Origin of the sequence: Salinivibrio proteolyticus, assembly GCF_001996165.1 — a bacterium.
In the GTDB taxonomy this organism is placed as follows: domain Bacteria; phylum Pseudomonadota; class Gammaproteobacteria; order Enterobacterales; family Vibrionaceae; genus Salinivibrio; species Salinivibrio proteolyticus.
This window is the reverse complement of the sequence record NZ_MUFP01000003.1, coordinates 159,613-181,342: the sequence shown is the minus strand read 5'-3', so window position 1 is coordinate 181,342 and position 21,730 is coordinate 159,613. Positions and strand designations below refer to the sequence as shown.

Genomic DNA, 21,730 nt, shown 5'->3' with positions numbered 1-21,730 from the left:
ACTACTTACCTATTTACAGTTGCAAGCGCGGTTCGCATCTCATCAATGGCCGCTTTATAGTCGGGTTGCCCAAAAATCGCAGAACCGGCAACAAACATATCTGCCCCTGCTTGGGCAATCTCGGCGATATTGTCAGCTTTCACACCGCCATCAATTTCCAGTCGGATGTCTCGACCGCTGGCATCAATACGTGCGCGCACGTCACGCAGTTTATCCAAGGTGCTTGGAATAAACGATTGGCCACCAAAACCGGGATTCACGGACATCAACAAAATCATGTCGAGTTTGTCCATCACGTAATCAAGATAATGCAGTGGTGTGGCGGGATTAAATACCAGCCCGGCTTTCATGCCGTGATCTTTAATCAATTGTAAGGTGCGATCGATATGGTCACTGGCTTCAGCATGGAAGGTTATCATATCGGCGCCAGCTTTGGCGAAGTCGGGAATAATGCGGTCAACCGGCTTAACCATGAGGTGCACGTCAATCGGGGCGGTAATGCCGTAATCGCGCAGCGCCTGACAAATCGGCGCGCCAAAGGTGAGATTAGGCACGTAATGGTTATCCATTACATCAAAGTGGATCACATCTGCACCCGCGGCGAGTACCTTTTCTACATCCTCGCCCAAGCGCGCAAAATCTGCTGATAAAATCGATGGCGCGATCAAAAAATCCGTCATAGTTGTCGCCTCACTTGCCAAAAAGTCGCCGCAATTCTACCCGATCTCGCTCGCGCTGTCTTATTCGATCCCGCTTTTCTACCTGAACAGCTGACAAAATACATACCGCCAACTAGGGTTGGATAAGAGCGACAAAAAAGGAGGCATCATGACAACAAAATTAGGCGTTTGGGACGTCATCAAAAGTGTGATTGCCGCGCTTTTTGGTGTGCAGTCCGAGCAAAACCGTCAACGCGATTTTGCTCAAGACTCACCTGCTGCGTACATCGTGATAGGCGTGGTGATGATTGGTGTATTTGTCGCGACCTTGCTTGCCATTGTCGGCATGATTACCTAATGCCGCTTTCCAGTTAGGGTTGAGGCGCAAACAGTGCCAACAGCTCATCCACTTTATTACGCCCATTCCCATTACGGCTAATGGTACGTTTGACTCGTACCACGTTGAAGGTCGCACCACGATATAAACGGCGGGTATAAGGGGTGTCGTGGTTTGAAATAAGAACCGGGATCCCACCCGCCATCGCTGCCTGCTCTGCATGCTCTGCCAATAACGCTTGATCATCCAGCGTAAAGCCGTTGGTGGCATAAGTGGTAAAATTCGCTGTCGCGGTTAAAGGCGCATAAGGAGGATCGCAATACACCACGTCGCCCAGCTTCGCGCGGGCAAAACTTTCCGCATACCCTTCACACACAAACTCTGCCCGTTGTGCTTTTTCTGCAAAAAAGAACAGCTCTTTTTCAGGGAAGTACGGTTTCTTGTAAGACCCAAAGGGAACATTAAATCCACCTTTTTTGTTGTAACGGCACAGGCCATTGAAGCCGTGACGATTCATGTACAAGAAATAGAGCGAGCGAAGATACGGATCTTGCGTGGCATTAAAGTCTTCCCGCACTTGCAAATATTGCGCTTTTTGATTGTAGTCTTGACAGAAAAAGGCGCGTGCATCATCGACAAACCGTGCTGGGGTTTGTTTGATAATGTTATAGAGATTAATCAAGTCGGGATTAATATCAGCCAAGATATAGCGGTCGTAGTCGGTGTTTAAAAACACCGACCCTGCGCCGACAAAAGGCTCGATCAGCGTGTCCCCTTCGGGAAGATGACGGCGAATATCATCGACCAGCGAATACTTCCCGCCAGCCCACTTTAGAAACGCGCGATGCTTTTTCATTGCCCCTTGTCATTCTCCGCGATATGAAAGGGGGCGGATTGTACCTTATTTTGTTTCATCAATCAGCGGATTTTACTGCCCATTAGCACGATTGATTTCACGGTGAATTTGGCTAAATGATTTCACGAATGGCTGCAGCGCACGGACATTGTCGGCCAGCGTGAGTTCTGCGCGACGCGCCGCGGTGACACTCTCATAATCGCCCAGCAATACCATGTACCAAGTGCCACCATTACGGCGAGTTTGATAAACCTGAACACGCCCCTCCAGTTGATAGTTCGCAATCAGATCAACCGCATCTTGGCGCGATTGTAAGGCGGCCAGCTGTAACGCATAGCGCTGTGCAGGCACCGCCAGTAGAGCTTGGGCATCTAACGGCAAGGTCTGGTTCGCGGACGCTGGCTGAGATGCAGCTTCCGGTTGCGCTGTTTGGCGAGGAGCAGCAGGCTCTGGACGGCTGTCTGGTGCCGCCGGTGTGGGCGGTGTTTGTGCCAGCTCAGGGATCAAGGGTTCGTCAACGGCCTCAGTACCATCACCACCCGCATCCTGCTCTTCAATCATGGCATCGACCACGTCATCAGGCACGACAACGCGTTTGCCTTCATCTCCGCGGCCAACCGTCAAGCCTTCGCCATTAACCTCTTCTGGCAATGAGACTGTATCTTCAGTCACCGAGCCTGACTGGCTGGTGCGGTTTGAAGTACTGGCTGGGTTTTGGTCCATGCCTTTCTCGGTGCTTTGGCCAGCAGTCACGGCGCTCTCTGGCTCGCCCTGCTGTTCGCGGAGTAAGTCATCAAGATTCTTTAACCCTTCTGGCAATACCATGCCCGAGGACTGATCATCACTTTGGCTCGGGAAGTACCACCAAATCACACCAGCACCCACGACCATGAGCACCACGGCCAATACCAGCATGGTAAAGGGTTTATTACGCGAGGGCTTTTTCTTCTCGTCACTCACTGTGCCTGTCTCCTGATTGTCCTTGCCCATGATCATGCCCGGATAGAGGGTTTGATTGGCCAACTTGGCCAGCCATTGTTTTTTCTTGGTCGCATCAATGCGTCGGGTCACCGCCAACACATCGATAAACATTTCTTCCTCCCCCTCATTTAAGGGCGAGACTTCTAACTCTAACGGCTTTTGGCCTTGGCCATATGACACCTGACGAAGCCACTTGTTCAACTCTCCGGGCAACGCAAAAAGCACCACATTGATGCGCCAATGATCTTGGTTTTGTGCCTGTAAAACCAGTGCCCAAAGTTCAGACAATAAATTCGGGCTAAGACGGTGGGCATCATCAATGACAATTAATGCATCGCACCCACTGTCGCCGAGCATCATCGTCAGGCTATCGACTAGCGGGTCGGCCTCATTAAATACGCCATCTTTGACAATTTGACGAAGCAAAATAGCACGGCGTTGTGCATCATTTTGTGCCGTGTGACACACCAATAAGGAGTGGACCGACGCGTCGGCCCATTGCTCCATATAGCGCTCACTGAGCCAGGTTTTACCCGCGCCAGTCGGACCGGTGACCTGGATAAGGTTAGAGCTAAAGCGGGTAAGAAACTGCAGGCGTGATAAGAGCTGGGTTTGGCTTTCCAGCTCCAAGGCCAAGGTATCAAAGGTGTTTGTCATGCATTCAATGGTTAACCGGCATCAATCACATCGGCTAATAGCTGATGTGGAACATCTGCAACCACTTGCGCTTGGCCGATCGCTGTTGGCAGTACCAAACGCAACTGTCCTGAAAGCACTTTTTTATCACGCATCATGTGCTTAATAAAAGCATCGTAGTTCATCTGGGCAGGGACGTGCACGGGAAGCTGCGCTTTTTCGAGCAAGGCAGTGATGCGGGACACACTTTGTTCGTCCAGCAAACCATGACGCTGTGCCGTGTGGGCAGCAAGCACGGTGCCCGTTGCAACCGCTTCACCATGTAACCAGTTGCCATAGCCCATCTCCGCTTCGATCGCATGGCCAAAGGTGTGGCCCAGATTAAGCAGAGCACGTACACCGGCTTCGGTTTCATCTTGCGCGACCACATCAGCCTTGATTTGACAGCAGCGACGAATCGCATAACTTAACGCGTCGGGTGACAAGGCGGTCAAGGCCGCCATTTCGCTATCGAGCCAGTCAAAAAAGGGCGCGTCGGCGATAATGCCGTATTTGATTACCTCAGCCATTCCCGCCGCAAACTCTCGATCTGGGAGAGTGCTGAGTACCTGAGTGTCAATCACCACCGCTTTGGGTTGGTAAAACGCACCAATCATATTTTTACCCAAAGGATGATTGATGGCCGTTTTCCCGCCAACCGACGAGTCAACCTGCGCCAATAAGGTGGTGGGAACTTGAATAAAATCTACCCCGCGTTGATAACAAGCGCTGGCAAAGCCAACGATATCACCAATCACACCACCACCCAGTGCCACCAGCACCACATCGCGATTGTAGTTATTTTCAAGTAGGAAGGTGTTGATAGTATTGAAGGTTTCTAGCGATTTGTACGCTTCACCGTCGGGTAAGCTAAGGCAGGCGACATCTTGTGCCCCTGCCTGCTTAAGCGTCGAGACCAGCTTCTCGCCATATAATGGCATCACTGTCTCGTTGCTTATCACAGCAACCCGACGCGAACGTACGTTTTCAAACAAGCTGGCATCTGCCAGCAGCCCTTCGCCGATAGAGATAGGGTAGCTACGCGCCCCTAACTGAACATCTATCCGTTCCATGGTCGGGTCCTGTGTCTGGGATTAGTGCTGCTCTAACAACTCGATGATTTGATTCGCGACCACTTTGGCGCTTTGATCATCAGTACGCACCACATAATCAGCAATTTCTTCATAAAGTGGGTTGCGCTCTTGCGCGAGTGATTCCAACACTTCACGGGGTTGATCGGTTTGAAGCAAAGGACGTTTTTTATCGCGTTGTGTACGCGCCAGCTGCTTCTCGATAGTGGTTTCTAAGTACACCACTACACCACGAGCAGAGAGACGGTTACGGCTTTCTTTACTCATGATAGAGCCGCCGCCGGTCGCTAGCACGATACCTTGCTTCTCAGTCAGGTCGTTAATCACGTTCTCTTCACGTTGACGAAAACCTTCTTCTCCCTCAACGTCGAACACCCATGCAATGTCTGCTCCAGTTCGATCTTCAATCACTGAGTCAGAATCATAAAATTCCATGTGAAGTTGTTGAGCGAGATGACGACCAATTGTGCTTTTACCAGCCCCCATAGGGCCTACCAAAAAGATATTTCGTTTTTCAGCCATTTTAAGCAATTTTACGCGCGGTTAAATAAAACAACACCGCCCGCAGGCTTGATGTAGAAAAGCCCGAGGCGCCAATTCCTCACAGATAATTCGTGATCAGACTAAAAATTATCTCAGGACAGTGGCCCCTTTGGCAACACCTAACCTACCCTGTGACGATTTTAGGGGTCACAAAGATCAGAAGCTCGCGTTTTGCATGATCTTTCAGACGGTGTTTGAACAGATTTCCAAACAGCGGAATATCTCCGAGTAATGGCACCTTGGTTTCTTTGTTAATCATGGTGTGTTGGAAGATCCCTCCCAGCACGACCGTTTCACCATTTCGCGCCAATACCTGCGTATTAATGCGCTTGGTGCTGATCGACATGGCCTCCCCTTTGCCTGCCACCACCGACTTCTCCGGCATATCTTGAGTGACTTTCAAATCCAGCACTAACTCGTTATCTGGGGTAATTTGGGGCGTCACGGTAAGGCTGAGTACCGCTTTTTTAAACGATACCGCCACGGCACCGCTGGAGGAGGCTTCGAGATAAGGTAACTCTGTACCCTGTTCAATATACGCCGCTTTTTTATTGGTGGTGATTAAGCGCGGGCTCGATACAATTTCTGCTTTGTTTTCGCTTTCCAGCGCCGATAACTCGAGATCGAGCAATAAATCACTGCCCAATTTAGCCACTTGCAGGGCCAGACTTGACGCGGCAGGGTTGGAGGCGGCCAAATTCACATTCAAAAAATTGTCCACCGGCAGAGAATCATTGCCCGATCCGGTTAATGCCTCATCATCGGAATTGTACATGTTACGGTCCCACATCAGGTTACTTTCTATCGAAGAGCCGATACTGGTTGAGCCGTTGCGATTTAAAATCCCCCAGCGCACCCCCAGCTCATCGACAGACCCCTCTTCAACCGTGACAATCCGCGCCTCAATTTCAACTTGCTTCACCGGCACATCCAAGTGGCGGACCAAGGTGCGAATGCGGGCTAGATTCTTTTGATTATCCTTAATGATCAATGCATTGGTTCGCTCATCCAAGGAAACCGCCCCGCGAGGAGACAGTAAGCTGACCCCTTCGCCTTGACCTTTAATCAGTGCGGCGATATCACTGGCTTTGGCATAGTTCACCGTGAGGACTTCTGAGGTCAGAGGCAGTAAGGCATCGGCCTGCTGACGCATTTCGAGTGCTTGCTTTTCTTGTGCCATCAGCTCAACGCTCGGGGCAACGAGCATCACTTGTCCCCGTTGGCGCTTATCCAGTCCCTTAACACGCAAAATCACATCCAATACATCTTGCCAAGGCACACCATCAATGCGCATGGTGATATTGCCTTGCACCGAGTCCGAAGTCACAAGGTTAAAATCATTCTGCTCAGCAATCAGCTGCAACACGGTACGAACCGGAATGTCTTGGAAGTTAATCGAGATCGCCGCCCCTTTTTGCGCTAAGGCCGTCGCAGAAGGCGCTTTTTTTGCCGCAGAGACGCGAATGGTCAACACCTTTCCTTGCTGCTGATAATCAAAATCCACAGCCTGCTCAGCACGCAGTACGATGCGAGCACTCTCAGGGGCCTGAAAGGTTTCAATCTCAGTCACGGGTGTCTGACGACTGCGAGTATCGAGAACCGCAAGTAATGCMTGTTTAAGCTGCACGTTCGGTAGGCGTAACGTGACTTGCTGAGGGATGGGTTGACGAAAGTCAGCCGTTACCGCGGCATCGGAAAACGTCAGCGAGACCTGAGCATCACCATTATCTAAACGCTTCACTGCAATATCAGTCAGCATACTTTTTGCGGCAACCTGCACTGAACCTAGGCTGAACATCAGTACCAGCAGTATGAACCAGACTGGGCGAACGCTTTGCGAGAACGTGCGGGAAAGGTAAGGGCGTATCATCATATTGGTATCCTAACTACGGCAAAGTTGATTCCATCGACAAGGTAACAGTGCGAAGCTGCCAACACCCCAAGCCATCCGGCAGGGCTTCTTCAATGGCGACCTGGTGTGCATTCACGGCCACTACACGGCCACGGTTCTCGCCTAAATGCGCACCTTCACTGACTTGAGTGATGGTGCCATCAGGACGTGCAATTAAGGCTTGTTGCTCTGCGCCTTTGGTTAAGCTGCCTTTCATGGCAAGGCTTGCCAGTGGAAATTGCTCAAGTGGCTCTAAAGGCCGTTGTAAATTGGGCTGCCAACAGTCACCCGTTGAAGCCTGTCCACCTGTATTGATGGCTGGCAGCACAAAGGGATCCCGCTGATCAGCGACAAAGGCTATCGATTGGTAACTTGGCGGAGGGGGAATGCGGGTCGCCGTGACTTGCGCACTGGCTTGGGTTTGTTGCATAAAGCGTTCGATATCACTGTGGTATCTATCACAGCCGACCAAACTCAACCCAAATAACAACACCAAAAGACGCTTCACTGTAAGGCCTCCTTGTCGGTGGCAATGCGTTCACCGGTATAACGATATGTGGTCGCAGACACAGACAGCAGCAAGGGCGCATGAATGTCATCGGTTTCAGTACGGGTTAAGACAAAATCTTGCAGCGACACCAAGCGCGTCATGGCAGCAATATCCGCGCTGAATGCACCGATAGAGGCATAATCACCGCTCAGCACAACCGTCATCGGAATAGCATCGAGCCAGCTGCCATGCTTTCTTGGTTGCCATTTCAGTGTTTTGAAGCGCAACTGATGACGGATCCCAACTTCATTGACCCCAGCGAGTAATCCCGAAAGCTCTTCTTCTTCCGGCAATTGGGCAATCAAAGTGGCATATTGCTGATTTAACGCGCGCATTTGTGCCTCCACATCGGGCAGAGCCGCCACACGATTGGCCAACAATCGATACTCGGCTTTAAGTTGTGCTTCGCGCTGTGTCGCTGCCTTCAGCGCCTCTTGGTTGGGTAGCCAAATCAGCAAAGCTGCGAGAACGAGTAGCGCGAACGCGACCACCGCCCAAACGATAGCGCGGGTGGCGAGTGGCGCACTGGGGAGTTTTTGCCAATCCCACTCAGAGGGTGCGATCATGACTGCACTCCTTTGGGCTTCGGTAGCTGCGGTGTGACGTAGTCGGTCAAGCGAAAGCTTAACGTGAAGCGTTTGTTGGCGCGTTGCGATCCGGATTCGGTGATCACAGTGTCAATATCAACCTCGGTGGCTAATGCACTTTGCTCTAACGCTGCCAACAAGCTTGCCATCTCCGCATTAGATGTTACCCAGCCTTCGACCGTGACACGTCCGTGTTGCTGCGCCACACGACTCAAATACGCCCCTTCAGGCATCACGGTTGGAATGAAATTCAGTAATGCGGTGACATTATTGCGCTGTTGCTGTAATGCGTTGACCAGTTGTAAGCGCGATTGCAGCGCAGCACGCTTTTTATCTTCGCGCTTAAAAGCCTGTAAGGTGGCACGAAAATCGTTCACCCCGGCGGTTAAGCGTTGATTACGTGCCTGTTGCTCAGTCAGCCAGTGCTGCTGGACCGCGTTCACGGCACTAACCACCAGCACCACGCCCAGCACCACCAAACCAGTGTGAACCATAAAGGTGTTACGCTGAGCACGGCGCGCTTTTTCCCGCCAAGGGAGTAGATTTATACGCATGAATACCCTCCACGCAGCGCTAATCCCAACGCAATACTGGCCTCGTCACTGATGGTGGGAGCAGTTTGATCCAACATCGCCACTGGATTTAAGCGTGTGATGGCAAGATGCTCAGACGTCAGTGTGGTAGGCCAGACGCCGCTGATCCAAACCGTGCTCAGTGGTAAGAGTCGATTATGCTCACGCGCACGATGACAAGCCTGATCAAAGTGCTGCTGCACCAAGGTGTTGGTAGCTAACTCACGGTTTTCGTAGCGCTCTCCCTCCCCCAAACGGCTGCGATGCTGGTAAACCTGACCATCCGGATAAAGACGAATCGCGGTGATCAAGCCACCGTGATAATGCAGCCACAGCGGCCAGTGATTAGCCTGCGCAACAGGTCGAATCGCTTGATAGACCCCGACTAACGCTTGGCTGTTAATGTCTGCCACCGAGGGCGATAAACCGACATGCTTGAGCGCATCTAGGGCTGGAGTGAGCGCATGACGCCGACACGCCACTACTTGATAACAGGCTTGTCCCGGCTGAACGGAAATACCGCTCATGACCTCAAAATCGTAATACAAGGTAGCGATATCCATATTGAGGGCAGCACTCAGCTTTTGGCCAATCAAGGCTTCTTGCTCAATCTCATCGTCAATAAGCGGTGCCGTAATTTGCTTGGTGATCACAGCATCTTCATCCACACCCACCACCACAGGAACGCGCAAGCGCTGATACCAAGGTAAACATGCGAGTAATCGTTTTTTTATCTCGGTCATCGGGGTGAAAAGATCGTCAGTCGCGCGATAGTGCACCTCATGATGCCCTGCGACCTGAATGCCTTGTCGATGTGCACGAACCGCAATGGCGTGAATGGTATCTCGGCCAATATCGATACCTAAAACTACCGAATTTCGAACCATTTCGTGTTAGGCTCCCAACGTCAGCGTGAGGTCAGCATTTAGAAAACTGCCCTTCACGGCGGGTTATTTTTCTTGCTGGTGCCTTTATACTACTGACGTATGGTTGTTGAACGGCTCAATTGCAACAGAACGGGAAATCTCAGGTGAAGTTCATAAAGCGTCTGCTTATCTTTGCACTGGTTTGCACAGTGCTGGGAGTCACTACAATTTTCGGGTTTTACCTGTACGTAAAACCAGACCTCCCCGATGTGGCGACACTGAAAGATGTCGAGCTACAAACCCCAATGCAGGTATACAGTGCTGACGGCAAGCTGATCTCCCAATTTGGTGAGAAGCGACGTATTCCCGTTAAGCTGGAAGACATCCCACCGCAAATGATTGATGCGCTGATCGCCACTGAAGACAGTCGCTTCTATCAACACCCGGGGATCGACCCAATTGGTATCGTTCGGGCCGCGGTGGTGGTAGCCATGTCAGGCAGTGCGAAGCAAGGGGCCAGTACCATTACCCAACAGTTGGCGCGAAATTTCTTCCTTTCTAACGAAAAACGCATTATGCGCAAGATAAAAGAGATTTTTATCGCGGTGCATATCGAGCAATTGCTGAATAAGGACGAAATCCTTGAGCTGTACTTTAACAAGGTTTTTCTCGGCTACCGCGCCTATGGCGTCGGTGCCGCCGCCCAAGTGTACTTTGGTAAGACATTAGACGAGCTGACCTTAAGTGAAATGGCGGTGATTGTCGGCCTCCCTAAAGCGCCATCCACCATGAACCCGTTGTACTCCTTGTCTCGTGCTACTGAACGCCGTAACGTGGTGCTAGCTCGCATGCTTAAAGAAGGCTACATTTCGCAAGCCGAGTATAGCCAAGCGAAGAATGAGCCGATTGTCGCGCGTTATCACGGCGCTGAAATTGAGCTCGATGCCCCTTATGTCGCAGAAATGGCGCGTGCATGGGCGGTAGAACACTTTGGCGACGATGCTTACACATCGGGCATTCGCATATACACCAGTGTCGACTCCGATATGCAACGCGCGGCCGATGATGCGGCGATGGATAACATCCTAGCTTACGATCGTCGCCACGGCTTCCGCGGTCCAGTCGCGACCTTATGGCAAGCCGCAAGCGACCGCTGGCAACACCAGCGTATTGTCGATTATCTTGCCAAGCAGCCTAGCTATGGTCCACTAGAGCCTGCCATCGTGACCGAAGTGAGTGACCAATCCGCCTTAGTGATTGGTCCTAATGGCCAAGAAATTACACTCGATTGGGCGGGGATGGACTGGGCGCGCCCTTACATTACCGATAATCGTCAAGGCCCCGCGCCCAAACACGCCAGTGATATTTTACAAAGTGGTGAGCAGGTGTGGATTCGTCGCGTTGCCGATCAATGGCACTTGGCACAAGTGCCTAATGCTAATACCGCCTTGGTATCCATGTCGCCTACCACGGGGGCTATCAAAGCCTTAGTGGGTGGATTTAACTTTGTGCATAGCAAATTTAATCGTGCCACCCAATCGGTGCGCCAAGTGGGTTCGAGCATCAAACCCTTTATCTATTCGGCGGCCATCCATGAAGGCATGACCCTCGCCACCTTGATCAATGACGCCCCCATCAACCGCTGGGATCGCAGTCAAGGCGTGGCGTGGCGTCCGAAAAACTCGCCGCCACGTTATGAAGGGCCACTGCGTGCTCGCCTTGGGTTGGCACAATCGAAAAACGTGATGGCCGTGCGTGTCCTGCGTCGTGTTGGGTTGGACGATACTCTAGATTATCTGACTCGCTTTGGCTTTAAACGTGATGATCTTCCTCGCGCCGAAGCCATTGCACTCGGCGCAGGCAGCTTAACGCCGGTTGAAATGGCGCAAGGGTTTAGCGTATTTGCCAATGGCGGCTACTTTATGGAGCCTTTCATCATCGATCGGGTAGAAACGCCCTTCGGTGAGGAAATTTATCGTGCTAACCCATCGGTGATTTGCGATGACTGCGAAAAGCCGATGGAGAAGGCTGACCCCTTCAACGAGCAGAATTTGCTGACCGATAACAGCGAAGAATCGCCACAGCCCGCAAAACAAGTTATTGACGAGCAAAATGCGTTCTTGGTGCGCGAAATGATGCAGAGCAATATTTGGGGCGGCGGCGACTGGCGCTATGGCACCGGTTGGAATGGCACTGGCTGGCGCGCGCAAGCGCTCAAACGACGGGATATTGGCGGTAAAACAGGGACCACCAACGACTCTAAAGACACTTGGTACACAGGTTATGGCCCGGGTATCGTCACCACGGTATGGGTCGGCTTTGATGACCACTCACGTGAATTAGGGCGCACAACCCGCAACAGCAACCTGAATGACGAACAGCAACCGATTCGTGGGGCCGAGTCTGGCGCCAAAACCGCTGGGCCCGCATGGATAGACTTTATGCAAAAAGCGCTCGCGGATGTGCCAGAACAAAGCAAGGTGGTGCCACCGGGTATCGTCAAGGTACGCATTGATCGTGAAACAGGTTTGCTCACCCGCAAAACCGACCACACCTCGATGTTCGAGTACTTTATTAAAGGGACAGAGCCAACCGAATACGTCTCGTCTCAGCCGAGCGGCACCATCTATGAAACAGAGACCGAATCTTTGTTTTAATCGACAGTGTTCGTGACGATTGAAGTGACCCCCAGTGTTGGATATCCAGCACTGGGGGTTCTTTTTATCCTGCGTTTAATGCGGCAGGCTCAGCACTTAACGGCGTGTCCATGACCGAGACCATATGCTCACGGATCACTTCAGCCAATTGTTCATAGCGCCCTCGCAATGGTGAACCGGGGCGATAGTCTAAGGTGATCTGCCGTGTCGGTGTTGGTGACGTGGTGGGAATATAGGCCACGCCATCACGGCGCTGTGCCGGGACGGATAAGCGAGGGAGTAAGGTGATACCACTGCCCGCCGCGACCATATTACGGAGTGTTTCTAAACTGGTGGCACGAAAACGCTGATCTTCACGCGCCCCCACTTTAAAACAAAAGCCCATCGCTTGGTCACGTAAGCAATGACCATCGCCCAGCATTAACAAGGTTTCCCCTTGTAGGACATCTAACGCCACTTCAGCACACCCCGCAAGCTTATGCGCCTCACTGACCGCTAATAACATTGGCTCTTCATACAATGGCAGCTCTTTCAAATGCTGGGTTTCTTCCACAGAAGCCAAGATGATGCAATCGAGTTTGCCCTCTTCCAGTTGCTGCACTAACTGCTGCGTCTGTCCTTCGTGAATGAATAGCTCCAACTCTGGAAAACGGTCGCGCAGCATGGGAATGATCTTCGGCAACAGATAAGGGCCGACAGTCGGGATCAGGCCAATATGTAGGGGGCCCGTCATACTTTCCCCTTGTTCACTGGCCAATTCGGTCAAAATTGTGACTTCTCGCAATACGTTACGTGCCTGCTGTACTAACCTCATACCCGCATCCGTGAACAACACACGACGACTGGTGCGCTCTAACAAACTCACGCCCAGCTCATCTTCCAGCTTACGAATCTGTCCGCTCAAGGTGGGTTGGCTAACAAAACACGCTTCGGCCGCTTTGCGAAAGTGGCGGTGTTCGGCCAGCGCCACCAGGTATTCCAAATCACGAATATTCATTGCGGTCTCTTCTATAGGAGAAAACTATCAAAACCATAGCATCAAGCGATTAGAGCTATCAATCTTCTTTCGCGATACTACATCCATCAAGACACGGCGAGTCAGACACATGCCGTCGACAGTTAACGACCAAATCAAAAGGGGAAACCATGTTTGCATCAAAAGAAGGCCAACCAGTACCACAAGTTACCTTCCGAACTCGCGAAGGCGACCAGTGGAAAGACGTTACCACCGATGACATTTTTGCCAATAAAACCGTGATTGTATTCAGCCTGCCGGGTGCGTTTACACCGACCTGTTCATCCTCGCACCTGCCGCGCTATAACGAGCTATACCCGGTGTTCCAACAGTACGGCGTTGATGACATTGTCTGTGTGTCCGTCAACGACACCTTTGTGATGAATGCATGGAAAGCCGACCAAGACGCTGACAACATTCATGTCCTGCCTGATGGTAACGGCGAGTTCACTGATGGCATGGGAATGCTGGTCGACAAAAACGATCTTGGCTTTGGCAAACGCTCATGGCGCTACAGCATGCTGGTGAAAAACGGCGTGGTCGAGAAAATGTTTATCGAACCCAACGAGCCAGGCGACCCGTTCAAGGTCTCTGATGCTGACACCATGCTGGGCTACATCGCCCCTGAGCACAAACTGCAAGATTCGATCACTGTGTTTAGTAAGCCAGGCTGCCCATTCTGTGCCAAGGCCAAACAAGCCCTGATCGACGCAGGTCTTCAGTTTGAAGAAATCATCCTCGGTAAAGACGCCACCACGGTTTCTTTGCGCGCGGTGAGCGGTCGCGCCACCGTGCCACAAGTATTTATCGGTGGCCGTCATATCGGTGGCAGTGAAGAGCTCGATACCTATCTGAATCAGTAATCCGCTGTTTGGGCGGCCTCCTTGCCGCCCGTTATTTTCCCAGGAGAAAGCAATGAAAACATTAACGGTTGATGTGGCTGTGATTGGTGGCGGAACCGCCGGACTCGGTGCTTATCGCGCAGCCAAAGCGCATACGGATAACGTGGTGATGATTGAAGGCGGCCCCTATGGCACCACGTGCGCGCGGGTTGGCTGCATGCCTTCCAAACTGTTAATTGCGGCGGCTGAAGCGGCGCATCATATCGACAAAGCGCCCGGCTTCGGTGTGTATCCCGGCGGCACCACGGAAATTAATGGCCGTGAGGTGATGGATCGGGTGAAACGCGAGCGTGACCGCTTTGTCGGCTTTGTACTGGAAAGTGTCGATGACATTCCCGCCCAAGACAAAATTGACGGCTATGCGCGCTTTGTAGATGATCACACCTTAATGGTTGACGATCACACCACCATCCACGCTGATCGTATCGTGATCGCGACAGGATCTCGTCCAAGCTGGCCGTCTGATTGGGATCACCTTGGTGATCGTTTAGTGGTCAATGATGATATTTTCGAATGGGACGATCTGCCTGACTCAGTTGCGGTATTTGGCCCGGGCGTGATTGGCCTTGAGCTAGGACAAGCGCTGCATCGCCTCGGGGTCGAGATGACCATGTTTGGCGTCGGCGGCCAAGTGGGCCCGCTGACCGATCCGGACATCATGGCCTATGCGGATAAAACCTTTAGCGAGGAGTTTTATCTCGACGCCGATGCCAAGGTGGAAGAGATGGTGCGTGAAGGCGATAAGGTACAAATCCGTTATCGTGATAAAGAGGGCGAGAGCCAACTGCGCTGGGTCGACTATGTGGTTGCCGCCACCGGTCGTCGTCCCAATGTCGACAAGCTAAACCTCGATGCGACCAGCATCAAAGTGGATGCCCGCGGCGTGCCAGTTGCCGATAGTTACACCCTGCAAACCACGGCACCGCACATTTTTATTGCCGGTGATGCCAGTAACCAAATTCCGTTGCTGCACGAAGCGGCTGACCAAGCGCGTATCGCCGGTGACAACGCCGGACGCGGCAAAGATATTCGTGCCGGATTGCGCCGCAGCAAACTCTCTGCGGTTTTCTCCGACCCACAAATCGCAATGGTCGGCGAAAGCTACAAAGCGATTACCGACCGTCTCGGCCCCTGTGGCTGCTTTGAAACCGGCGTGGTGTCGTTCGAAAACCAAGGCCGCTCACGGGTGATGCTGCGCAACATGGGCTTGTTACACGTTTATGCCGAGCAAGGGACTGGCCGCTTTCTTGGCGCTGAAATGATTGGTCCGAACGCTGAGCACTTGGCCCACTTGTTGGCATGGGCACATCAAAATCAAATGACCATTTCGCAAATGCTAGATATGCCCTTCTATCACCCAGTGATTGAGGAGGGGGTACGTACCGCATTGCGGGATGTGAATGCCAAGCTCAAACTCGGCCCTGAAATGATCAAACACTGCATGGACTGCGGCCCAGGCTGCTAACCCACTGCCCTTTTCGCCGACACTCGGCGCTTTACAGGCGCTGCCTGTTGCTTCCCCAAGCACTTGCTTACCTTTTGCCCTCCTCGTTGGAGGGCTTTTTTGTATCCGGCGGCCCACTGAGCCACAATAAGCTATCGCTACTACCGACCAAGAGACACCGCATGGCTTGCAAATACTGTCAGTCCGCGATTTGGCAACAAAAACTGGGACGCTGTACCCGTTGCATGAAGCAACTGGCCGCCATGTGCGCGCTACTTTGGCCGCTTTGGTGGTGGGGCTATGCCGATACGCCACGGCAAGTGGAGTCGATTGCCTTGTTATTCGCCGCCGGCAGTGCCAGTGTGCTACTCACACTACATGTGGTGATTTATCCGTTTCGGCGCAATAAAAAACCCGCGCCAGAGCGCGGGTCGTCAGACATACCAGACGATTAATCGGCCAGATCCGTGGCTTCGTTAATCACATGGAAAATGTAGTTTTGCTCCACGGCACCTTGGAATAACCACGCCATCGGCCCACGCGCCATGATGGCCACATCTTCACCGGAGTGGGTTTCCGAACCGAGCTTAATCAAGGATTGCTGTTTGTAATCCAGCGCACGCACCTGCCCTTCTTGCAAGTTTTCACGCTCACCTTTCACCGCTCCCGGGCCGTTACCATAGGTGATGGTGGTATAGGTTTTACCAAAATCATCCTGATTCAAGCGCCCCTTTTGACGTGACAAACCGAGAATCGGATTGCCCCGCTCCGCATAGCCGTTCATCACCATGGTATGGGCATGGTCGGCGGTGACAATAATCAGGGTATCTTCTGGGTTGGTTTTCTCTAAGGCCACTTTAATGGCATCGTCGTAAGCCAACGTATCTTCTAATGCTCGCGCGGCGTTGCCCGCATGGTGAGCATGGTCGATACGTCCGGCTTCCACCATCATCACATAGCCGTCTTTGTCGCGGCTGAGCATATCGATCGCCTTGCTGGTCATTTCCGCCAATGACGGCTCATCTTGGCTTTCACGGCGATCCGCTTCATATTTCATGTGGCTGCTTTCAAACAAACCAAACACGCGTGAGGTGGTCGCCGGATCGATGGCATCAAAACCGGATTTATCGAAAATGTATTGCCCATCAGGGTGACGGGTTTGCCATGCCTCAATCAGGTTGCGTCCATCTTTACGCTTGCCCTTTTTGCCCTCAGGATCGACGCTATCGGCAGGAATAAATTCACGCCGCCCACCGCCGAACGCCACCTGAAAACCCTCCCCAGCATCAAAGTCGACAAATTGGCTGGCGATATCAGTACAGCCTTGGTTTTTGGCAATATTGGGTAACTTGCTATCGTTCTCCCAATTGCGATCCGCACTGTGCGCGTAGGTGGTGGCTGGGGTGGCGTGGGTTAAACGGGCGGTTGAGATTAAACCTAATGCTTTGCCCTTCTCGCCCGCCATTTCAAATAAGGTTTTCGCTTCGTTACCTTTGGCGGTGCTACAAAAACCACGCTGAACGTTATCGTCAACACTGATGATCCCGGCTTTGGTTTTCACCCCAGTGACCATCGCCGTCGCGGTCCCGGCCGAGTCAGGGGTTTGCATGTCGGTGTTATAGGTTTTGGCTAGCGCAACATGCGGCAGGCTTTCCATGCCAAGGCGGTTTTCCTCACCGGTTTGTCCTTGCTTCTGGCCCTGATAAATCCGCGCCGCGGTGATTGTCCCCACACTCATGCCATCACCGACAAAGAGGATCACGTTTTTGGCTTTGCCCGTAATAGGTGGGTTCGCTTTAGCGGCCGCCAAGGCGGCTTGCGCGTCTTGGTACCAGACATCGTTTTGTTGAGGCACTGCTGCGTGTGCAGTTGCCGCTAATAAGGCTGAGGCCACTGCGGCCGTCACAGTTGTTTTCACCACAAAATCTCCATCATTAACGAGAAAACGCGGGCATGATGGTCATTGCACGTGACGCTTCTGTGACAAACCGTACAATGTAACAATTTGTAAGCCACTCAATTTGATGAAGTTTTTATGACACCGATAGGTAAAAAGGCTGCGACTTAGTCAGCACACAGCCTTAAGGAGGGATAACGACGACGCTGATAGCGTCAGGCAATAGACGATGTCACCCTACTCCAGCGTAGAGAAGGTCGAAATCGTGGCTGGCCCGGCAATGTTATAGGTCAGTGCCACTTCGTCACAGGCGTGAAAGCGCGGACAGATTTCACAATCTTTCATCACTTTCTCAGGCAGTTGCGATTTCGACACCGGGGTAAAGCCTAATTGAGTGAAAAACTCGGGCACTCGGGTGAGGACAAAGACTTGCTCAATCGCCATTTGCTTGGCTTTTTTAATCAAGTGCATCATCAGCGCGGTACCGTGACCTTGGCGCTGCCAGCCTGCTTCAACCCCTAAGGAGCGGATTTCTGCAAGTCCTGAGTCGTAAATATACAGCGATCCGCAGCCGGTGAGATCGCCTTGATGCTCGGATACCGCAAATAGGCCGATATTACGCACCAATTCATGGCGATCACGAGGTAAGTTCTCCCCCAATTTTGCCCAATACACCACCATGCCTTCGATGGTATCGAGGTCAGTGAGCCTTGCCGAGCGCACCGTGACTTTGGGGGTAAAGCGCTTATCTAAACGCTTTTGCGCCTCTTGAATGGCAAAGCTGACCTGCTCGGGCGCCACCCCACCCAGCGCCCGACGTTGGGCCAAGCAGGATTCAATCGTGAGCATCGCATACACATCGTCTTCAATCACTGGTGAGAATTGCTGCAAGGTGGCAAGCGGCAGCGCTTCTAATGCACAACCTTGCTCAATGGCGGATACCACCGCCACGCCCACAATATGGTGTGCTTCACGGAACGGGATCCCTTTGCTCACCAAATAATCCGCGAGCTCGGTGGCGTTGGCATGACCTTGCTGCGCCGCCTGCAAGGTTTTATCTTTGTGAATGGTGATACCTTCAAAACACAAGGCGGCCATATCCAAGCAATCATGCCAAGTGTCCATGGCATCGAAGAGCCCTTCCTTATCTTCTTGCATATCCTTGTTATAGGCCAGTGGCAAGGCTTTCACCGTCATCATCATCGCCGACAAGGTGCCATAGACGCGGCCGGTTTTACCGCGGATAAGCTCTAGCGCATCGGGGTTTTTCTTTTGTGGCATCAGCGAGGAGCCTGACGTCACCGTATCGGCCAGCTCGATAAACCCGGATTCGCCCGAGTTATAGAAGATCATATCTTCGGCCATCCGTGATAAATGCAGCATTGATATCGACGCCGCAGACAGCATCTCCATCACATGATCACGGTCTGAGACTGAGTCAAGGCTATTACGGGTGGCCCGTTCAAAGCCCAGTTGTTGCGCCAAGGCATCGCGATCAATCGGGTACGCCGTGCCCGCCAGCGCGCCGGATCCTAACGGACAGGTATCAAGACGATTAAGCGCATCTTGTAAGCGGGTGGTGTCGCGCTCAAACATCTCCAGATAGGCCAAACACCAATGGGCAAAGGTCACTGGCTGCGCACGCTGCAAGTGGGTATAGCCGGGCAGCACGGTATCATGGTGTTGGCTGGCCACATCCACCAGCTGCTGCTGAAGCTTGTCGAGAGACAGCAAGATTTGCTGGCCTTGTTGGCGACACCAGAGCTTGAGATCCGTAGCGACCTGATCGTTACGCGAGCGTCCGGTGTGCAGCTTTTTGCCCAAATCCCCGACTTTGTCGATCAGTTGCTGCTCGACCCAGCTGTGAATGTCTTCAGCCTCTGAGCGTAAGATTTGCTTTGGGTTTTCCATCACCGACAGCTTGAGCTCATTGAGCGCGAGCTCCAATTGCTGTTGCTCGTTATCACTCAGCACGCCCACCGAACGCAAGGCTTTGGACCAAGCAATGGAGCCCACAATGTCTTGCTCTGCTAGGCGATAGTCAAAGCGCAGTGAATCGTTAAACGCTTGAAACCGTTTGTCTGCTGCCTGACTAAAGCGTCCGCCCCATAATGCCATGCTGTCTCTCCTTACTGCTCACGATGCATTTTAATTAGGATTGTTTTTGTTTGTTCAGCGTCCGAATCCGGCTCGACAGCGAATACAAACGGATAAAACCTTCGGCATGGCTGTGATCGTAGACATCATCATCACCAAAGGTGGCAAAGTCTTCCGAGTACAGGCTATTGGTTGAACGCTTTTGGATCACAGTCGCTTGCCCTTTATAGAGCTTGACCACCACCTCGCCCGATACCGGCGCGGCAAGAGAATTGGCCGCGGCAAGAATGGACTGGCAAAGCGGGGTAAACCAACGACCATCATAAATCAGGTGAGACGCTTTTAAACCGAGCTCCTCACGGAACTGATAACTCTCTTTATCCAGCACCAATTGCTCAACACCACGCAGCGCTTCCATGATGATGGTGCCACCTGGGGTTTCATAACAGCCGCGGGATTTCATCCCCACCAAACGGTTCTCAACAATATCAATCCGTCCCACGCCATGCTGGGCGCCTTTGTCGTTCAGCAGCGTCAGCACGTCATAAGGCGACATGGACTTACCATCGACCGAGACCACCTCTCCGCTTTGTACTCCCAAGGTGACAAACTCAGGCGTATTGGGCGCCTCTTCCGGTGCCACTGTCCATACCCAGCAATCTTGGTTGGCCGCGGTCCAAGTATCTTCCAGCACACCGCCTTCGGTCGAAACGTGCCAAGCATTGGCATCACGTGAATAAATTTTCTCAAGGCTCGCCGTACAAGGAATGTCACGGGCGGCCAAGTAATCGAGCAAGGCTTCACGACTGGTAAGATCCCACTCCCGCCACGGCGCAATCACTTTCAGTTGCGGCGCCAACGCGGAGAAGGTGCTCTCAAAACGGACTTGATCGTTCCCCTTGCCGGTACAGCCGTGGCAAAGTGCATCCGCTCCAACCTCTAGGGCGCACTCGACCTGCGCTTTGGCAATGATCGGACGCGCCATCGAGGTACCTAGAAGGTATTTGCCCTCATACACCGCACCGGTTTTCAGGCTGGGGTAAATATACTCCGCCACCATTTCGTGTTTCAGATCGGCGATAAAACACTGGGATGCCCCGGAAGCGAGCGCTTTTTGCTCAATGCCTTCGAGCTCTTGTTCGCCTTGACCGACGTCGGCAACAAAGGCCACCACCTCACAGTCATAGTTCTCTTTTAGCCACGGAATGATGGCCGAGGTATCCAATCCACCCGAATAGGCCAGTACAACTTTATTTACCTTGCTCATCTTGCTCTCCTTAAATCCTAAATCGACGGTGTCGTCGCGTCGTTATACGTCTAATTAACTGGCGCTAAACCGGGTGCCGATTTGCTGGCCATCGAATAATTGCGTGAGTTTTTCTGGGTAACGCCAGGTGGCAATCTCCACTGGTTTACCCAGTTCACGGGCAGCGGCAAACGCCGCGTTGACCTTGACCACCATGCCATCGGTGATCACGCCTTTTTCCATTAAGTGCTGCGCATCTAACTCGGTGAGGCAAGGCAGCAAGTGCCCTTTGCCGTCTAACACGCCGCTGACATCCGACAGCAACACCAGCTCCGCCCCGAGAGTGGTTGCCACCGCTACCGCCGCTTGGTCGGCATTGACGTTCATCAGCTCACCTTGGTCACTGATGCCAATCGAGCTAATAATAGGAACACAATCCGCGGCCAGTACCGCTTGCAGCAGACTCGGATCACCGGCGCTGGCTTCCCCCACTGCCCCAAGCTCGGGGTCCAGTTGGCTGACCTGACACAAGCCGCCATCGGCCAAGCTCAAGCCACAGCTTTTAATCTTCGCCTTACGCGCCTCAGCTAACAGCAGCTTATTGGCCGTGCCAGCTAAAGCACCGGTGACATAATCAATCTGGTCGGCTGGCGTGACCCGCAAGCCTTGTTTTTTCACACTGGTGAGGGCGAGTTTTTTCAGCAGTTGATCAACCAAGTAGCCGCCACCGTGCACCAGCACTAGCGGGCGCTCAGCCTCACTGCGATAGGTGTTCATCGCGCCGAAAACCTTGGCGAGGGTCTCGCTGCAGCTCAGTGCTGCGCCGCCTAATTTAATCACTAATGGCGTTTTCATCCGTTTCTC

Annotated in this window: 20 protein-coding genes; 5 read left to right on the top strand and 15 right to left on the bottom strand. The window is 52.5% G+C overall.

Features of this window, described 5'->3' with window-relative positions:
• Positions 1-5: 5 nt before the first annotated feature.
• Positions 6-680 carry a ribulose-phosphate 3-epimerase gene (gene rpe / locus BZJ19_RS03150; RefSeq protein WP_069589885.1) on the bottom strand — a complete coding sequence of 225 codons (675 nt, stop codon included), beginning with the start codon at positions 678-680 and terminating at the stop codon, positions 6-8.
• 148 nt (positions 681-828) lie between these two features.
• On the opposite strand from rpe, the gene BZJ19_RS03145 reads away from it, so the two are divergent.
• Positions 829-1,017, top strand: a complete 189-nt coding sequence (locus tag BZJ19_RS03145) for a DUF2970 domain-containing protein (protein WP_069589884.1) — start codon at positions 829-831, stop codon at positions 1,015-1,017.
• A gap of 13 nt (positions 1,018-1,030) precedes the next feature.
• Here the strand turns inward: BZJ19_RS03145 and dam are convergent, their stop codons facing one another.
• From dam to pilM, 9 genes are all read right to left on the bottom strand, one after another.
• Entirely contained in the window at positions 1,031-1,852 is an 822-nt protein-coding gene (gene dam, locus BZJ19_RS03140) for an adenine-specific DNA-methyltransferase (RefSeq protein ID WP_069589882.1), read from the bottom strand.
• Positions 1,853-1,924: 72 nt separating this feature from the next.
• A complete protein-coding gene (locus tag BZJ19_RS03135; RefSeq protein ID WP_077674584.1) occupies positions 1,925-3,490 on the bottom strand; it encodes an AAA family ATPase in 1,566 nt (521 codons plus the stop codon).
• An 11-nt stretch (positions 3,491-3,501) separates the two neighbouring features.
• A complete protein-coding gene (gene aroB, locus BZJ19_RS03130) occupies positions 3,502-4,581 on the bottom strand; it encodes a 3-dehydroquinate synthase (RefSeq protein ID WP_069589877.1) in 1,080 nt (359 codons plus the stop codon).
• A 21-nt stretch (positions 4,582-4,602) separates the two neighbouring features.
• Positions 4,603-5,121, bottom strand: coding sequence for a shikimate kinase AroK (aroK, locus tag BZJ19_RS03125; protein WP_069589875.1), 519 nt, complete (start codon positions 5,119-5,121; stop codon positions 4,603-4,605).
• 145 nt (positions 5,122-5,266) lie between these two features.
• Entirely contained in the window at positions 5,267-7,015 is a 1,749-nt protein-coding gene (locus BZJ19_RS03120) for a type IV pilus secretin PilQ (protein WP_235608134.1), read from the bottom strand.
• 13 nt (positions 7,016-7,028) lie between these two features.
• Positions 7,029-7,541: a pilus assembly protein PilP gene (locus BZJ19_RS03115; RefSeq protein ID WP_077674583.1), complete on the bottom strand. Its 513-nt coding sequence runs from the start codon at positions 7,539-7,541 to the stop codon at positions 7,029-7,031.
• The gene (locus BZJ19_RS03110) at positions 7,538-8,149 is read right to left on the bottom strand and encodes a type IV pilus inner membrane component PilO (protein WP_077674582.1); all 612 of its coding nucleotides are present in this window, start codon (positions 8,147-8,149) and stop codon (positions 7,538-7,540) included. The genes BZJ19_RS03115 and BZJ19_RS03110 overlap by 4 nt, the downstream gene beginning before the upstream one ends.
• Complete coding sequence (locus BZJ19_RS03105) at positions 8,146-8,724, bottom strand: PilN domain-containing protein (protein WP_077674581.1); 579 nt, start codon at positions 8,722-8,724, stop codon at positions 8,146-8,148. The genes BZJ19_RS03110 and BZJ19_RS03105 overlap by 4 nt, the downstream gene beginning before the upstream one ends.
• The gene (gene pilM, locus BZJ19_RS03100; protein WP_077674580.1) at positions 8,715-9,629 is read right to left on the bottom strand and encodes a pilus assembly protein PilM; all 915 of its coding nucleotides are present in this window, start codon (positions 9,627-9,629) and stop codon (positions 8,715-8,717) included. The genes BZJ19_RS03105 and pilM overlap by 10 nt, the downstream gene beginning before the upstream one ends.
• Before the next feature lie 143 nt (positions 9,630-9,772).
• Here pilM and BZJ19_RS03095 point away from each other — a divergent pair, with 143 nt between their 5' ends.
• Complete coding sequence (locus BZJ19_RS03095; RefSeq protein ID WP_077674579.1) at positions 9,773-12,265, top strand: penicillin-binding protein 1A; 2,493 nt, start codon at positions 9,773-9,775, stop codon at positions 12,263-12,265.
• A gap of 64 nt (positions 12,266-12,329) precedes the next feature.
• Here BZJ19_RS03095 and oxyR read toward each other — a convergent pair whose 3' ends face one another.
• A complete protein-coding gene (gene oxyR, locus BZJ19_RS03090; protein ID WP_077674578.1) occupies positions 12,330-13,262 on the bottom strand; it encodes a DNA-binding transcriptional regulator OxyR in 933 nt (310 codons plus the stop codon).
• Between the two features lie 149 nt (positions 13,263-13,411).
• On the opposite strand from oxyR, the gene BZJ19_RS03085 reads away from it, so the two are divergent.
• The 3 genes from BZJ19_RS03085 to BZJ19_RS03075 all read left to right on the top strand — a co-directional run bounded on the left by BZJ19_RS03085 (position 13,412) and on the right by BZJ19_RS03075 (position 16,081).
• Complete coding sequence (locus BZJ19_RS03085) at positions 13,412-14,143, top strand: glutathione peroxidase (RefSeq protein ID WP_077455110.1); 732 nt, start codon at positions 13,412-13,414, stop codon at positions 14,141-14,143.
• A gap of 52 nt (positions 14,144-14,195) precedes the next feature.
• Positions 14,196-15,647 (top strand): dihydrolipoyl dehydrogenase, encoded by a 1,452-nt coding sequence (locus BZJ19_RS03080; RefSeq protein WP_077674577.1) that lies wholly within the window; start codon positions 14,196-14,198, stop codon positions 15,645-15,647.
• 161 nt (positions 15,648-15,808) lie between these two features.
• Positions 15,809-16,081: a DUF3624 domain-containing protein gene (locus BZJ19_RS03075; protein WP_077640964.1), complete on the top strand. Its 273-nt coding sequence runs from the start codon at positions 15,809-15,811 to the stop codon at positions 16,079-16,081.
• Here the strand turns inward: BZJ19_RS03075 and BZJ19_RS03070 are convergent.
• From BZJ19_RS03070 to argB, 4 genes are all read right to left on the bottom strand, one after another.
• Positions 16,078-17,547: an alkaline phosphatase family protein gene (locus BZJ19_RS03070; protein WP_077674576.1), complete on the bottom strand. Its 1,470-nt coding sequence runs from the start codon at positions 17,545-17,547 to the stop codon at positions 16,078-16,080. The genes BZJ19_RS03075 and BZJ19_RS03070 overlap by 4 nt on opposite strands.
• A 213-nt stretch (positions 17,548-17,760) precedes the next feature.
• Positions 17,761-19,641, bottom strand: coding sequence for an argininosuccinate lyase (argH, locus tag BZJ19_RS03065; RefSeq protein WP_077674575.1), 1,881 nt, complete (start codon positions 19,639-19,641; stop codon positions 17,761-17,763).
• Between the two features lie 34 nt (positions 19,642-19,675).
• Positions 19,676-20,887, bottom strand: coding sequence for an argininosuccinate synthase (locus BZJ19_RS03060; RefSeq protein ID WP_077674574.1), 1,212 nt, complete (start codon positions 20,885-20,887; stop codon positions 19,676-19,678).
• A 54-nt stretch (positions 20,888-20,941) separates the two neighbouring features.
• Positions 20,942-21,721, bottom strand: coding sequence for an acetylglutamate kinase (gene argB / locus BZJ19_RS03055; RefSeq protein ID WP_077674573.1), 780 nt, complete (start codon positions 21,719-21,721; stop codon positions 20,942-20,944).
• Between the last annotated feature and the right edge of the window lie 9 nt (positions 21,722-21,730).